Here is a 14,703-nt window from a genome sequence, read left to right as displayed (position 1 = left end):
GCCGTCTCCGCATCTACCTCCGGAGGTTCTGCCATGGACACCCGACAGCGCCGTCGGCGGGTGGTCGTCCTCAACCAGTACGCCCAGCCCCTGTCACGCGCCGGGGGGACCCGGCACGTCGAGCTGTTCGGCCGCCTGCACGGCTGGGACTGGTCGATCGTCGCGGCGGCCTGGGACCACTTCAGTCACAGCGACCTCAGCGCCGACGACCCGCACTTCGTCACGGTCCCGGTGACCCGCTACACCGGCAACGACCACCGGCGGGTGCTGAGCTGGCTCACCTACGCCCGCAACGCGTGCCGGGCGGTCCTGCGCGGGCCGCGCCCCGACGTCGTGTACGCCTCCTCCCCGCACCTGCTCACCCCGGTGGCCGGATGGCTGGCCGCCCGGCTGTGCCGGTCCCGGTTCGTGCTCGAGATCCGCGACCTGTGGCCCGAGGCCATGGTGAGCACCGGCTTCCTCCGCCGGAACTCGCCGACCCACCGGCTCCTGCGGGCGCTAGAACGGTGGCTCTACCGACGGGCCGACCGGATCGTCATCGTCGCCGCCGGCTGGCGCGCCTACTTCGCCGAGGCGGGAGTGCCGGCCGAGAAGCTGGAATGGGTGAGCAACGGCGCCGAGCCGGGGGACTTTGATCTCCGCCCAGACCGGTACCAACCGCTGCGCCGGCGCGTTCCGGTACGCGGTCGGCTGCTGGTGTTCGCCGGCTCGCACGGTGCGATCAACGGGCTGCACCGGCTGCTGGACGCCGTGGCCCAGGTGCCGGAGCACACCTTCGTCCTCATCGGCGACGGCCTGGAGAAGCCCGCGCTGGTGGCCCGCGCGGCGGCCGAAGGCCTCACCAACGTGCACTTCCTCGACCGGGTTCCGAAGCAGGAGCTGCGGGGCATCCTCGGCGACGCCGACATCGGCATCCACGTGCTCGCACACAGCCCCGTCTACGACCTGGGCGCCAGCCCGAACAAGCTGTACGACTACCTCGCCGCCGGCCTGCCAGTGGTGAACAACTGCCCCGGCGAGCCCGAGGACATCCTGCGGGCCGCTGATGCGGGGCTCACCGTCCCGACCGCCGACCTCGCCACTGGCCTGCGGGAACTTGCCGCTCTGGAGCCCGAGAAGCTCGCCGCGATGGGTCGGCGTGGTCGCCGGTATGTGGAGGAGAACCGGTCCCGGACGGTGGTGGCGGCGAAGTTGCAGCGAGTGCTGGACACGCTCGTGGATGATGTTCCAGCCGTTCGGTCCTGAATACGTGAAATATCACCTTTAAGCATGTTTGACCGTTTATAACGGTTGGGGCGTTCATCGCCGCCGCTCGTACTCGAAGCCCTTCCAGCAAGGAGCCTCCATGCCGCTCAGCGCCGGTAATTCCGCCTCGACCAAGACCACCGCCGGCAGATGGCCGGACGGAGCCACCGGCTTCGCCCCGGCCGACGCCCCGGCGTGGCTGGTCGGCGTCACGGTCGCCACCTGGGCCCGCTACGAGTTCGACCTGACCGCGGCGCAGATCCTCGGAGCGGCCGGATTCGGACTTCTCCTGGCCCTGCTGCACCAGGTGTTCGGGTGGTACCGGCGGCTGCGGTGGGGCCGCCACCCGGTCGGCAGCCTGGAGGACGCCCGGTCGTTGGCCTACATCGCAGGCGTCGTCGCCGTGGTTGGAACGGTGGTGGACCTGGCCCTGCCCGGCCGCCCGGTGCCGGCCAGCGCGCCGATCCTGGGTGCCGCCGTGGCCCTCGTGGGCATGCTGACCGCCCGCTGGGCACACCGGAACCGCCGCGACCGCACCCTGCGTCCCGACCCGCAGACGGCCAGACCGGTGCTGCTGTTCGGGGCCGGCGAAGCTGGGCACGCCCTGCTCCGGGCGATGCTCAGCGACCCGCAGGGGCGCTACCTGCCGGTGGGGCTGCTCGACGACGACCCCGCCAAGCGCGGCCTGCACGTGATGGGTGTGCGGATGCTGGGCGACCGGAACGACATCGCGGCGGCCGTGCGCGGCACCGGCGCCACCACGGTGATCTTCTCGGTGGCGACCGCCAGCGCCGAGGAGATCCGCGAGGTCCGGGCCCTGGCCGTCGCCACCGGCGCCGACTTCAAGGTCCTCCCGCCCGTACGCGAACTGGTCGACCACCGCATCACCGTCACCGACGTGCGCACCCCGGACATCGCGGACCTGCTCGGACGTCGGCAGGTGGTGGCCGACCTGGCGACGGACGGAGGGCTGCGCGGCCAGCGGATCCTCGTCACCGGGGCCGGCGGCTCGATCGGCTCGGAGTTGTGCCGACAGATCATGCGGGCGGAGCCGGGTGAGCTGATGATGCTCGACCGCGACGAGTCCGCCCTGCACGCCCTGCAACTGTCGCTCAACGGCCGGGCGCTGCTCGACGGCAACGAGTTGATCCTCGCCGACCTGCGCGACGACGAGGGTATCCGGCGAATCATCCGGGAGCGCCGTCCCGACGTCATCTTCCACGCTGCCGCGCTCAAGCACCTGCCCCTCCTGCAGCGGCATCCCGGCGAGGCGGTCAAGACCAACATCTGGGGCACGTTGTCCGTCCTGGATGCGTGCCGGGATGTCGCCAAGTTCGTCAACATCTCCACCGACAAAGCCGCTGACCCGGTCAGCGTGCTCGGGTACTCCAAGCGGATCACCGAGCGGCTGACCGCGCACGCGGCACAGTCGTACCCCGGGACGTTCCTCAGCGTGCGCTTCGGAAACGTACTCAGCAGCCGGGGCTCGGTGGTCACGGCGTTCCGGGCCCAGGTCGAGGCCGGTCTCCCGATCACGGTGACCCACCCGGAGGTCACCCGGTACCTGATGACCGTGCAGGAGGCCGTGCACCTGGTCCTGCAGGCCGCCGCGATCGGGCGGGACGGCGAGGCGCTCGTGCTGGACATGGGCGAGCCCGTCCGCATCGACGACCTCGCGCGCCAGATCGCCGCGCAGTCCCCCGGCGAAGCCCGGATCGTCTACACCGGGCTGCGCCCCGGCGAGAAGCTGCACGAGGACCTGTTGGGTCGGGACGAGACGGACGTCCGGCCGCTGCACCCGCTGATCTCCCACGTGGTGGTGCCGCCGCTGGACCCGGTCGAGACGACCACGCTCGACCCGTACGACGACCCCGACAAGACGATCGAGCGGCTGGCGTGGCTCTGCCGGCAGCCGGCCGGCCTCCCGGCGGAACTCGAGAGCATGACGTTCGGCACCCGCTGACTTCCGGCCGGCGACCCGGGCCGCCGGCCACACCCTCCCCGAACCACCATCCGGAGGTCCTGATGATGATGCCCTCGACCGCGGTCCTGGCTGGTGTCCCGGTGGACCGCTCCAGCGCCCGCTACGAACGGGGCAAACGACTGTTCGACGTGCTCGTCGCGGCGGTGCTGCTGGTCGTACTGGCGCCGCTCGTGGCGTTGGTGGCGGCGCTGGTCGCCCTGAAGCTCGGCTGGCCCGTGCTGTTCCGCCAGATCCGCCCGGGGCGGCACGGACGGCCGTTCCTCATGGTCAAGTTCCGGACCATGCGGATCGACGATTCCGTCGTGGGGCCGAGCGGCGACGAGCAGCGGCTCACCCCGTTCGGGAACCTGCTCCGCTCCACCAGCCTGGACGAGTTGCCCTCGCTCTGGAACGTGCTCAAGGGCGACATGAGCCTGGTCGGTCCGCGACCGCTCCTCCCCGAGTACCTCGATCGTTACTCACCGGAACAGGCCCGGCGTCACGACGTGCGGCCGGGGATCACCGGGCTGGCCCAGGTGAGCGGCCGCAACGCAGTGAGCTGGGAGGAGAAGTTTGCCTACGACACCTGGTACGTCGACAACCGCTCCTTCCGGCTGGACTTGCGCATCCTGCTCGCCACCGTCGCCACCGTACTGACCCGTCGGGGCGTCGCCGCCGCCGGCACCCGGACCGCCCACGAGTTCCACGGTTCGGGCTCGCCGGTCCGGCAACTGGAGGACGCGTCCCGCTGACCGGCCGGCTCCCGCCGGCCCCGCCATACCGTCCGGAAGAAGGCCGATGACCACATTCGCGCAACTCCTGTTCCGCCCTGGGCCCTGTGCGGACGGTCGCGCCGTGCCGCCACCGACGGCTCGCGGATCGGAGGGCGTCCAGGCATGAGCACGGATGTCGTGATCGTGGGCTGTTCCGGCCACGGACGTGAGGTGTTCAGCATTATCCAGGCCGTCAACCAGGCCGGCGGCGACCGGGAGCCGGTCCGCGTGCTCGGCTTCGTGGACGATGCGCCGTCCGAACGCAACCTCAAGCTGGTGCAGCGTCTGGACGCCGCGTACCTCGGTCGCATCGACTGGCTGCGGACCGCGCCGGCGGGCACCCACGTGCTGCTCGGTGTCGGTCACCCGGCGGTCCGCCAGCGGCTCGGCCGGCGGGTCGGCGACTATCGCCTGCCCGCGCTCAGCGTCGTCCACCCGGACGCGACCCTGGGGCGGGACTTGGTGCACGGCGAAGGGCTCGTGGTCTTCCCCGGCGCGCGGGTCACCACGAACGTGACCCTGGGCCGGCACGTCCACCTCAACCAGAACGCCACGGTCGGCCACGACTCGCTGCTGGACGACTACGTGTCGGTGAATCCGTCGGCGGCGGTCTCCGGCGACTGCCACCTGGCCGAGGCGGTCCTGGTCGGCACGTGCGCCGCCGTCCTGCAGGGACGGCGGGTCGGCGCCGGCGCCACCGTCGGGGCCAGCGCCTGCGTGGTCCGGGACGTGCCGGGTGGGACGGTGGTGAAGGGGGTGCCGGCCCGATGAGCACCGGATACACGGCGTCCGGCGCACTCGGCGGAACCTCCGGGCGGGTCCGCCGCACCGCCCTTCACGCCGCTCCCACGACCACGCGAGCCGACGGCGGATCCCGCACCCGTGCGCTGGTCAGCGCCACCGCCGGCACCGCCGGCACCCGCATCGGCACGCTTCTGGTCAGCCTCGTCGCGGGCGTGGTCGCGGCGCGCGCCCTCGGCCCGCACGACCGGGGGCTGCTGGCCGTCGCCATCGCCTCGTCCGCGGTGTTCAGCACAATGTTCGCGCTCGGCATCGACACGGCGAACCTCCGGCTGGCCGGTCGCTCGGCCGAGTTGCACCGGTACGCGGCCCTGACCAGCGTCCGCTACGCGCTGCCGCTCGGCGTGGCGGCCGGCACCGTGTGGGGGCTGGTCGGCTACCTGGGCGGCCCCACGGCGCGGCTCGGACTCGACCCCGCGACCTTCCGGTTGACCCTGGCGCTCTGTCCGGTGGTCCTGCTGGCCGCGTTGCTCGGCGCCGCAGAGATCGGCCGGGGACGGGCCGCCACGTACAACCTCACCGTCATCGGCTCGCTCGTGGCGTACCTGGCGGCTCTGGTGTTGTTGGTGGCGGTCGACCGGGCGAACCCCGCCACGGTCCTAGGCGCCTACCTGCTCGGCCAGGTCGGTGGGCTGGTGGTGCTGCTGCGGCAGGTCGTCGGCAGCCGGCACCTGGCCCGTCCCGCCGCGGAGACCCGCCGGGAGTACTGGTCGTCGGCGCGCCGGGGCTTCGCCCCAAACGTCGCCCATTTCAGCATGGTGCGGGTGCAGGTGCCACTGACGCAGGTGCTGATCGGGGCGAGCGCTGTCGGCGTCTACTCGGTGGCCCTCGCGCTGGCCGAGACATTGCTGATCGTGCCGATCGCGCTGAGCCTGATCCTGGTCCCCACGGTGGCCAACGGGCACGCCGACTGGCATCAGGTCGCCCGGCTCGCCGGACGGTCGCTGGTCGTCACGGTGCTCAGTGCCGCGGCGCTGGCCGCCGCCGGTCCGCTGCTCGTAGCCACCCTGTACGGCGATCGTTTCGCCCCTGCCGTTCCGGTCCTGTGGGCGCTTCTGCCCGGCGTCGTCATCTTCGCCCTGGCGAGGGTGGCGCAGAGCTATCTGACCGCGACCGACCGGCCCGCCGGCACCCTGGTCGCCGCCGTCGCGGCGTCGGTCGTCGGGTGCGGCCTGATGGTCGCGCTGGTGCCGCGGTTCGGCCCGGTGGGTGCGGGTGTTGCGGCCTCGGCAGGATTCGTCGTCTACGCGACGGTCATCGCGGCGGTCTTCCTCCGGCTGAACCCGGCTCGCCGCGCGGTCACGGCGACGACCCCAGGGACGACCCTCGGCGAGTCCAGACCCACCGGAGGGCGTACGCCGCGTCGAGGCACGACACCGCCGCACGGCTCGTGGGACGGATGGTTCCTGGCGCTGGTGCTGGCCGTCATTGGCGGGGCGGTGGCTAGTGTCGCCGTGTCCCTCGGCCCCGGCCTGCCGCTCTCGACCGCGCAGCTCGTCGGCGCCGTCGTGGTCGCTGTCCTCGCGACACTCCTGCCCAGCGTTGGCCTGTACGGGCTGGCGCTGCTGGGTCCGCTGAGCCAACTGCCCGCGCTCCCGCTGCCGGCCATTCCCGCCATGCTGGTGTGCGGCCTCTGCTGCCTGTTCGGCACCGTGCTGCGGCGGCGGCTTCCGGTCCGCAACCGTACCGCGGCCGCGCTCCTCGTAGCCCTGGTCAGCTGGCTGCTTATCAGCATCACCATGATCAATCCCGACGTCACGCTGCCCCGGGCGTTCTCGGTGGTGGCGGTGGTGGCCCTGCCGCTGGTGGTGCTCCCACTGGTGGCTCCCGAGGGTGGCCTCGGCGGGCGGGTGATGCTCACCTTCGCGTTCGCGACGGCCGGTGTCGGACTGGTGCGGTTGGTGACGGTCGCCCGCGAGGGCGATCTCGCGTCGGCCGGTCCGCTGGCCGGTGACGCGCCCACGTACAACCACAATGCCTGGGGCTGTCTCCTGGTAATCGCACTGGCGGTGCTACTGGCCCGGCTCGCCGGGACGAGCCGACCACCGCTGCGCGCCCTGACGCTCGCCGCGGTCCTGCTGACGCTCGTATCGACCGGCTACTCGTACAGCAGGTCCGCGTACCTGGGGGCGCTGGCCGTGCTGGTGTGCTTCGCGTTGCGCCGGCCGGCCCGCAGCGTCGCGTGGGCCGGCCTGGTAGCAGCCGTCACGCTCGCCCTCGGCGTCACCAGTGCGTTGCTGCCGTCCACCATCGTGGACCGGATCACCGGAACCGCCACCGGCGACACCCTCGACCTCTCCTCGTCGATCCGGCTCGATCTGTGGACGGCGGCGCTGCGGATGGCGGCCGACCACCCTGTCCTCGGGGTCGGGTATCTCAACTTCAACACCCGGCTGGCCGAGTACTTCGTCCCCACCCAGACCGACGCGCACGCGTACACCGGCCTGGAGTGGAGTCAACTCGCCCACCCGCACAACCAGTACCTGATGCTCCTGACGGAGACCGGCCTCGTCGGCACGCTGCTCGTCGGTGGCCTCCTCGTCCTGACGGTGAGGTCGGTCTGGCGCCGCTATCGCGCCCGCGTCGAGTGGACCGCCGAGGCAGCACTGCTCGCCCTGCTGGGAGTCGGGATCGCCAGTCTGACCGGCGAGCCACTGCTGGCGCCGGCGGTCCTCGTCCCGTTTCTGCTGCTGCTCAGCACCGCTACCCGGAGTACACCATGACGACCCGAGCATCGGCCGACGACCGGCCCCTGCGCATCCTCCAGGTCACCACCACGCCCACCGGAGGTGACTGGTTCCTCGACCAGGTAACCGGGCTGCGCGACCGCGGGCACGACGTGCTGGCCGTGGTGCCCGGCGAGGGTCCGCTCGCCACCCGGCTCCGGCAGGCGCGCGTACCGCTGCGGATGGTCCCGCTCGCCGGCTGGCACCCGCACAAGCTGCCCCGGGTCGCCGCAGCCGAGCTGCGGCTCGTCCGGCTGATCCGACAGTTCCGGCCCGACGTGGTGCACGCCCACCTGCTCAAGGCCAATGTCGCCTGCCGGGTGGCCAGCCTGCTCGCCGGCCGGCCACTGCACGTCAACCAAGTCACCGGCATGATCCATCTGCACAGCCCGTGGCTGCGCCGGATCGACGTGACGACGCTCTCCCGTGCCGACGTGCTGATCACCTCGTGCCGCGCGTTCGCCGAGCGCTACCGGACCTTCGGGGCGCGGGAGGTCGCGGTCAGCTACTACGGCTGCGACGTGCACGCACTCGACCCGACCGCCTCCGGGGAGCCGTTCCGCAAGGAGTTCGGGCTGGCTGCGGACACCCCGACCGTCGGGATGGTGGCGCACATGTACCCGAGCCGAATTCGGGCGTACCGCGAGGTGGGGGTGAAGGGGCACGAGGTGCTCATCGACGCGGTGCCGGAACTGCTGTCCCGGGTGCCCGACGTGCACGTCTTCGTGATCGGCGACCAGCTGGTGGGCGATGGGGCGTACCGGCGGTCGCTCGAGGAACGGGCCCGGCGGCGGGGCGTGGAAGGCAGGGTGCACTTCACCGGCCACCGGGCCGACAAGCAGCACGTCATCGCGGGTCTGGACGTGCTGGTCAGCCCGTCCCTGGAGGAATCCGCGTGCTACGCGATGGTGGAGGCGCTGCTGATGGAGAAGGGCGCGGTGGCCAGCAACGTCGGCGGGCTGCCGGACACGGTGCAGCATGGCGAGACCGGCCTTCTCGTGCCACCAGCCGACCCGCACGCCCTGGCCGCCGCGGTGGCCGAGCTGCTGTCTAACCCGGATCGGCGGCGGCAGATGGGGCGGCTCGGCCGCACCCGCTGCCTGGCCCAGTTCGACATCTCCCAGACCGTGGCCCAGGTGGAGAACATCTACCGGTCCGCACTCGCCGGGTGGGCGAGGGCCGGCCGATGACCGGGCTGCGGACCCTCGTCGCCCACGGACTGCGCGACCTGCAGGTCCGTGACTACCCGGTGGCCGCCGATGCCCGGCCCGACGGACGCGGACCGTACCCGTTGTTCTGGGACCACCTGCCGCACGGCACACGGCTGGATCCGGCTGGGGTCGTGCAGGCGGCACGCCCGGACGGCGGCTGGTACCCGAATCCGGTCTCGATGTGCCTGTACGCGCTCGGCCGGCACAACCGGGTGGTCGCCGCACGGCGGCCCGAGCCGCGGGCGGATGGTCCGCTGCTCACCCAGGCGGCCTGGCTCCGCGCGCACCAGGACCGCTCCGGTGGTTGGCGCTACCCGGTGCCGGCACCTCGGTACGGCGTTGCGGCCGGCTGGTACTCCGGGATGGCCCAGGGCATGGCGACCTCGGTGCTGCTGCGGGCCGCCGACCTCACCGGGGACCGCTCCTACCTGGATGCCGCCGACAGGGCCGTCGAGCTGCTGCTACGGCCCGCGAGCGCGGGCGGCTGCGCCCACTACGACGGGACCGGTCGCCCGTTCCTGGAGGAGTGCCCGGCCGAGCCGGCGAACCACATCCTCAACGGTGCGGTATTCGCGCTCTTCGGCCTGATCGAGCACCAGCACCGGCTGGGCGGCTCCGCACACCTGGCCGCCCAGGCCCGGCTCGCCGAGGAACTGCCCCAGTTCGACCTCGGGTACTGGTCCCGCTACGACCTGCGCTGGCCGTGGCCGGCGACGGTCAACTACCACGCGCTGCACGTCGCCCTGCTGTCGGCGTTGGGCCGGCTGACCGCGACCCCGGCGTTCACCGACATGTCGACGCGCTGGGCCCGGACGCTGCGGAACCCACGACACCGGTTGCGGGCGCGGCTGGTCAAGGCCACCGGGATCTGGAGGCATCAGCGTGGCTGACCGGGGGGCGGGCGAACCACGTACGGTCGTGCTGCTCGGCGCCGGGCAGTCCGTGCACGTGCGCCGCTGGGCCAGCGCCCTGGCCGCCCGGGGTCACCGGGTGGTGGTCACCACGTGGTTGCCGGCCGATCCGTTGCCGGAGGTCGACATCCGCAGCCCCGGCACGGTGGACCGGTTCGGTGGCCCGGCCGGGCGGGTCTGGCGGATGCTGCGCACCGCCCGGTGGCTGCGTCGGGAGATCCGCCGGATCGCTCCGGACGTCGTCCACGTCCACTCGGTGGGGCGGGCCGGGTTGCTCTCCCTGGCGGTCCCCCGGGCCACCGCTCGGGTCGTCACGCCCTGGGGCAGCGAGCTGCGGTTCGCCGCGCGGTCCCGGTGGCGCGCCCAGGTGGCCCGGAGCGCGCTGCGGCGAGCCGCCCTGGTGGTGCCCACCTCCCGGTCCGTCACCCGGGAGGTGGTCGACACTTATGGGGTTCCGGCGAGCCGGACGGTCACGGTGTCCTGGGGTGTGGACGACGATTTCCTGCGGATGCGGGATTCGGTGAACCCGGCGGCGGTGCGGGCGGGCCTGGGTGTACCGCCGGACGCGCGCGTGGTCCTTTCGATGCGGGGCGCCGGTCAGGTCTACCGGACCGACGAGATCCTGCGGGCCTACGCCGTCACCGCAGCCGACCAGCCGGACCTGCACCTGATCGTCCTCGCCGGACACGAGCCGGCCGACGCGGCGGCGGCTTCGGCACGGGCCGAGTGCCTGAGCCGGGTCAGGGCGGCGGTGGCCGCGCTGCCGGGCCGGATCACCCTGGTCGACCGGACGCTGCCACCGGCCGACGTGTTCCGGCTGATGCGCGCCTCGGACGTCGCCGTCTCGACGCCGAGCTGGGACCAGCGCAGCTCGGCCGTGCTGGAGGCGGCCCTGGCGGGATGCCGGCTGCTCCTGGCCGATCTACCGCCGTATCGGGAGATGATCGCCGACGGGCTGGTCGCCGAACTGCTCGGCGAGCCGCTGGCCGACCGACTCGCCGACCGGCTGCGCACCGCCGGGCCGCTTTCACCCGAGGAGCAGCAGCGCAACCGGTCCTTCATCGAGAACTCCGAGCTGTGGTCGCGCCAGGTCGAGGTGATGCGGGGGCTGTACCGGCTGATCCCCGAGATGCCATCGGGCAGGCCGGCGTCAGTCTCCATGCCGGCCTGCCCGCCCGTACACCACGCCGACCGACCTGGGATGTGGTGAGCTGTACGGGTGGCGGGGCTGGGTCTGGTGTTGCACCCCACCCGGGACGTCTCCGAGGTGGTCGGGATCATCGAGCGGTGGGCGTCGGGCCACCGCAAGACGCTGCTGGTCCGGAGCGAGGACGAGCACCGGGTGCCGTCCTGCGTCGAGCCGGTTCCCGCCGACGAGCTGGCCGTCCGGGCGGACGCGCTGATCAGCATCGGCGGCGACGGGACCATGTTGGGCGCGCTGCGCATGGCGGTGCGCGACCCGAAGCCGGTGCTCGGCGTGCACCTGGGCCGGCTCGGCTTCCTCGTGGAGGTGGAGCCGCCGGACCTGCCGAACGCGCTGAGCCGGCTCGCGGCGAAGGACTTCACCGTCGAGTCGCACGCCTGCCTCGCCTGCGACGTGTGCGGCGACGACGTGGTGGCCTTCAACGACATCGCCCTGGTCCGCCAGCCGGGCTCCGGGTTCGTCACGGCCAGCCTGGCGGTGGACGGGCAGCGGTACGGCTACTACCGCTGCGACGCGCTGGTGGTCAGCACGCCGACCGGCTCGACCGCGTACAGCTACGCGGCGGGTGGTCCGCTGATCTCGCCGGCGGCGGACGCCGTGGTGGTGACCCCGTCGGCGCCGATGGCGGGCATCTCCCGGGCGGTGGTGCTCGCCCCGGAGGAGGGCATCCGGCTGGACCTCCAGCCGCACTCGGCGGCGGTCGCCGTCGAGATGGACGGGCTGGTGATCAAGGAGGCGGCGACCGAGGGGGCGGTGGAGATCCGCTACCGGCGGAACGCCGGCCTGGTGGTCCGCTTCGACCCGAAGCGCTACCAGGAGCGCAACCAGTTGAAGCTGAGCCTGCTCGACCTGCCGTTCCTGCCCGACCAGCTCCGCGAGCTCCTCCCCGAGGAGCTGCGGCGCGAGCGCGACCAGCGGGAGCTGGAACCGCCCTGCTGACCGGTCCGGTCAGGCCTGTTGGAGCACCTCGGAGACCAGCGCCCGCGCCTCCTCCTGGATCCGGGTGAGGTGCTCAGAGCCCTGGAACGACTCGGCGTAGATCTTGTAGACGTCCTCGGTACCGGACGGCCGGGCGGCGAACCAGCCCGAGGCGGTGGTCACCTTGAGCCCGCCGATCGGCGCCCCGTTGCCCGGCGCGGTGGTCAGGGTGGCGGTGATCGGCTCCCCGGCCAGTTCGGTCGCGGTCACCTGCTCGGGCGACAGCTTGGCCAGCACCGCCTTCTCCTCCCGGCTGGCGGGGGCGTCGATCCGGGCGTACGCGGGCGCGCCGAAGCGCTCGGCCAGTTCGGCCCAGTGCTCGCTCGGCGTCCTCCCGGTGGTGGCGACGATCTCCGAGGCGAGCAGGCAGAGCAGGATGCCGTCCTTGTCGGTGGTCCAGACGCCGCCGTCGCGGCGCAGGAAGGAGGCGCCGGCGCTCTCCTCGCCGCCGAAGCCGACCGCCCCGTCGAGCAGGCCGGGCACGAACCACTTGAAGCCGACCGGCACCTCCAGCAGGGGGCGGCCCAGGTCGGCGGCCACCCGGTCGATCATCGAGGAGGAGACCAGGGTCTTGCCGACGGCCGCCGCCGGCCCCCACTGCTCCCGGGTACGGAACAGGTGGCCGATGGCCACGGCCAGGTAGTGGTTGGGGTTCATGAGGCCGCCGTCGGGCGTGACGATGCCGTGCCGGTCGGCGTCGGCGTCGTTGCCCGTGGAGATCTGGAACCGGTCGCGGGCCGCGATCAGCGAGGCCATGGCGTTCGGCGACGAGCAGTCCATCCGGATCTTGCCGTCGCCGTCGAGGGTCATGAACCGCCAGGTCGGGTCGACCGTCGGGTTGATCACCGTGAGGTCGAGGCGGTGCCGTTCGGCGATCTCCCCCCAGTACGCCACGCTCGCCCCGCCCATCGGGTCGGCGCCGATGCGGACCCCGGCGTCCCGGATCGCGGCGATGTCCAGGGCGGCCGGCAGGTCGTCGACGTAGCGGGCGAGGAAGTCGTACCCCCCGGTGGTGTCGGCGGCGCGTGCCCGCGCGTACGGGATGCGCTTCACCTCCTTGAGCCCGGCGGCGAGGATGCTGTTCGCGCGGTCCTGGATCCACTTCGTGACGTCGCTGTCGGCGGGCCCGCCGTGGGTGGGGTTGTACTTGAAGCCGCCGTCGTCCGGCGGGTTGTGCGAGGGCGTGATCACGATGCCGTCGGCGAGCCCGGCGGTGCGGCCCCGGTTGTGGGTGAGGACGGCGTGCGACAGCGCCGGGGTGGGGGTGTAGCCGTCGCGGCTGTCCACCAGCACGGTGACGTCGTTGGCGGCGAGCACCTCCAGCGCGCTGGCCTCGGCCGGGGCGGAGAGCGCGTGGGTGTCCCGGGCCAGGAACAGCGGGCCGTCGAGGCCCTGCTCCCGCCGGTAGTCGCAGAGCGCCTGGGTGACGGCGAGGATGTGGTCCTCGTTGAAGGCGTTGCGCAGGCTCGACCCGCGGTGCCCGGACGTGCCGAAGGAGACCTGCTGCGCCGGGTCGCTCGGATCGGGGTGCCCGGCGTAGTAGGCGGTGACCAGGCGGGGCACGTCGACGAGGTCGGCGGGCTCGGCGGGCTGGCCGGCACGTGGGTGGGCCACGGTGGGAACCTCCTGGGACGGTGCGGGTGGATCAGGCTTCGACGCGCTGGCCCTTGCCGATGACGACGATGCCGTTGTCGGAGACGGTGTACCGCTGGCGGTCCTTCTCCAGGTCGACGCCGATCTCGGCGCCCTCCGGAACGTAGACGTTCTTGTCCAGGATCGCGCGCCGGACCACCGCGTGCCGGCCGATCTCGACACCCTCCATGAGCACCGCGCCGTCGACGTGCGCCCAGGAGTGCACCTTCACCTTCGGCGAGACGATCGAGTTCTCCACCAGCGAGCCGGAGATCACCGAGCCGGGCGACACCATGGAGCTGACCGCGCGGCCGACCCGTTCGCCCCAGGCGTGCACGAACTTGGCCGGCGGGTACGGCGGCTGGTTGCTGTAGATCGGCCAGTCGAAGTTGTAGAGGTTGAACACCGGGTGGACGTTGATGAGGTCCATGTGGGCGTCGTAGAAGGAGTCGAGCGTCCCGACGTCCCGCCAGTAGCCGCGGTCCCGGTCGGTGCTGCCCGGCACCTCGTTGTCCTTGAAGTCGTAGACGTTGGCCTCGCCGCGCTCGACCAGCATGGGGATGATGCTGCCGCCCATGTCGTGCTTGCTGGTCTTGTCCTCGGCGTCGCGCTCGACCGCCTCGCAGAGTGCCTTGGTGCTGAAGACGTAGTTGCCCATCGAGGCGTAGATCTGGTCGGGCGCGTCGGGCAGACCCACCGCGTCGGTGGGCTTCTCGCGGAACGCGCGGATCCGCCGGCCGTCCTCGCCGACCTCGATGACGCCGAACTGGTCGGCCATCGACAGGGGCTGCCGGATGCCGGCCACGGTGACCGCCGCGCCGGAGGCGATGTGGTCCTCGACCATCTGCCGCGGGTCCATCCGGTAGATGTGGTCGGCGCCGAAGACGATCACGTGGTCGGGCTGCTCGTCGTTGATGAGGTTGAAGCTCTGGTAGATCGCGTCGGCCGAACCGGCGAACCACCACGGGCCGCGGCGCTGCTGCGCCGGCACCGGGGTGACGTAGTTGCCGAGCATCGTCGACATCCGCCAGGTCTGGGTGATGTGGCGGTCCAGCGAGTGGGACTTGTACTGGGTCAGCACGACGATCTTGAGATAGCCGGCGTTCGCCAGGTTGGAGAGGACGAAGTCGACCATGCGGTACATCCCGCCGAAGGGGACGGCGGGCTTCGCCCGGTCGGTGGTGAGGGGCATGAGGCGCTTGCCCTCCCCGCCGGCAAGGACGATCGCGAGCACCTTGGCAGCCATGCTCAGACGCTAT

At 72.2% G+C, this 14,703-nt stretch carries 11 protein-coding genes; 9 read left to right on the top strand and 2 right to left on the bottom strand.

What is annotated here, in order from left to right; translation table 11 throughout:
• The first annotated feature begins 33 nt into the window (after positions 1–33).
• From NFX44_RS12445 to NFX44_RS12405, 9 genes are all read left to right on the top strand, one after another.
• The gene (locus tag NFX44_RS12445; protein WP_262283674.1) at positions 34–1,245 is read left to right on the top strand and encodes a glycosyltransferase family 4 protein; all 1,212 of its coding nucleotides are present in this window, start codon (positions 34–36) and stop codon (positions 1,243–1,245) included.
• Between the two features lie 100 nt (positions 1,246–1,345).
• A complete protein-coding gene (locus tag NFX44_RS12440) occupies positions 1,346–3,208 on the top strand; it encodes a polysaccharide biosynthesis protein (protein WP_262283673.1) in 1,863 nt (620 codons plus the stop codon).
• Between the two features lie 62 nt (positions 3,209–3,270).
• Entirely contained in the window at positions 3,271–3,960 is a 690-nt protein-coding gene (locus tag NFX44_RS12435; protein WP_315974588.1) for a sugar transferase, read from the top strand.
• Positions 3,961–4,104: 144 nt separating this feature from the next.
• A complete protein-coding gene (locus NFX44_RS12430; RefSeq protein ID WP_262283672.1) occupies positions 4,105–4,752 on the top strand; it encodes a NeuD/PglB/VioB family sugar acetyltransferase in 648 nt (215 codons plus the stop codon).
• The gene (locus NFX44_RS12425) at positions 4,749–7,505 is read left to right on the top strand and encodes an O-antigen ligase family protein (protein ID WP_262283671.1); all 2,757 of its coding nucleotides are present in this window, start codon (positions 4,749–4,751) and stop codon (positions 7,503–7,505) included. The genes NFX44_RS12430 and NFX44_RS12425 overlap by 4 nt, the downstream gene beginning before the upstream one ends.
• Positions 7,502–8,698, top strand: a complete 1,197-nt coding sequence (locus NFX44_RS12420; RefSeq protein ID WP_262283670.1) for a glycosyltransferase family 4 protein — start codon at positions 7,502–7,504, stop codon at positions 8,696–8,698. The genes NFX44_RS12425 and NFX44_RS12420 overlap by 4 nt, the downstream gene beginning before the upstream one ends.
• The gene (locus NFX44_RS12415; protein ID WP_262283669.1) at positions 8,695–9,609 is read left to right on the top strand and encodes a D-glucuronyl C5-epimerase family protein; all 915 of its coding nucleotides are present in this window, start codon (positions 8,695–8,697) and stop codon (positions 9,607–9,609) included. Before NFX44_RS12420 ends, NFX44_RS12415 begins: the two co-directional genes overlap by 4 nt.
• Positions 9,602–10,840 carry a glycosyltransferase family 4 protein gene (locus NFX44_RS12410; RefSeq protein WP_262283668.1) on the top strand — a complete coding sequence of 413 codons (1,239 nt, stop codon included), beginning with the start codon at positions 9,602–9,604 and terminating at the stop codon, positions 10,838–10,840. Before NFX44_RS12415 ends, NFX44_RS12410 begins: the two co-directional genes overlap by 8 nt.
• 9 nt (positions 10,841–10,849) lie before the next feature.
• Positions 10,850–11,773, top strand: a complete 924-nt coding sequence (locus NFX44_RS12405; protein WP_262283667.1) for an NAD(+)/NADH kinase — start codon at positions 10,850–10,852, stop codon at positions 11,771–11,773.
• A gap of 9 nt (positions 11,774–11,782) precedes the next feature.
• On the opposite strand, the gene pgm is transcribed toward NFX44_RS12405, so the two are convergent.
• Together pgm and glgC are read right to left on the bottom strand one after the other, a co-directional pair.
• Positions 11,783–13,426, bottom strand: coding sequence for a phosphoglucomutase (alpha-D-glucose-1,6-bisphosphate-dependent) (pgm, locus tag NFX44_RS12400; protein WP_262283666.1), 1,644 nt, complete (start codon positions 13,424–13,426; stop codon positions 11,783–11,785).
• A gap of 31 nt (positions 13,427–13,457) precedes the next feature.
• On the bottom strand, positions 13,458–14,690 hold the full coding sequence (gene glgC / locus NFX44_RS12395) for a glucose-1-phosphate adenylyltransferase (protein ID WP_262283665.1): 1,233 nt from the start codon (positions 14,688–14,690) through the stop codon (positions 13,458–13,460).
• Between the last annotated feature and the right edge of the window lie 13 nt (positions 14,691–14,703).

It is taken from the genome of Micromonospora sp. MA102, from assembly GCF_025460765.1.
In the GTDB taxonomy this organism is placed as follows: domain Bacteria; phylum Actinomycetota; class Actinomycetes; order Mycobacteriales; family Micromonosporaceae; genus Micromonospora; species Micromonospora halotolerans.
The sequence above is the reverse complement of the archived record's forward strand: the minus strand, read 5'-3'. Positions and strand labels throughout refer to the sequence as shown.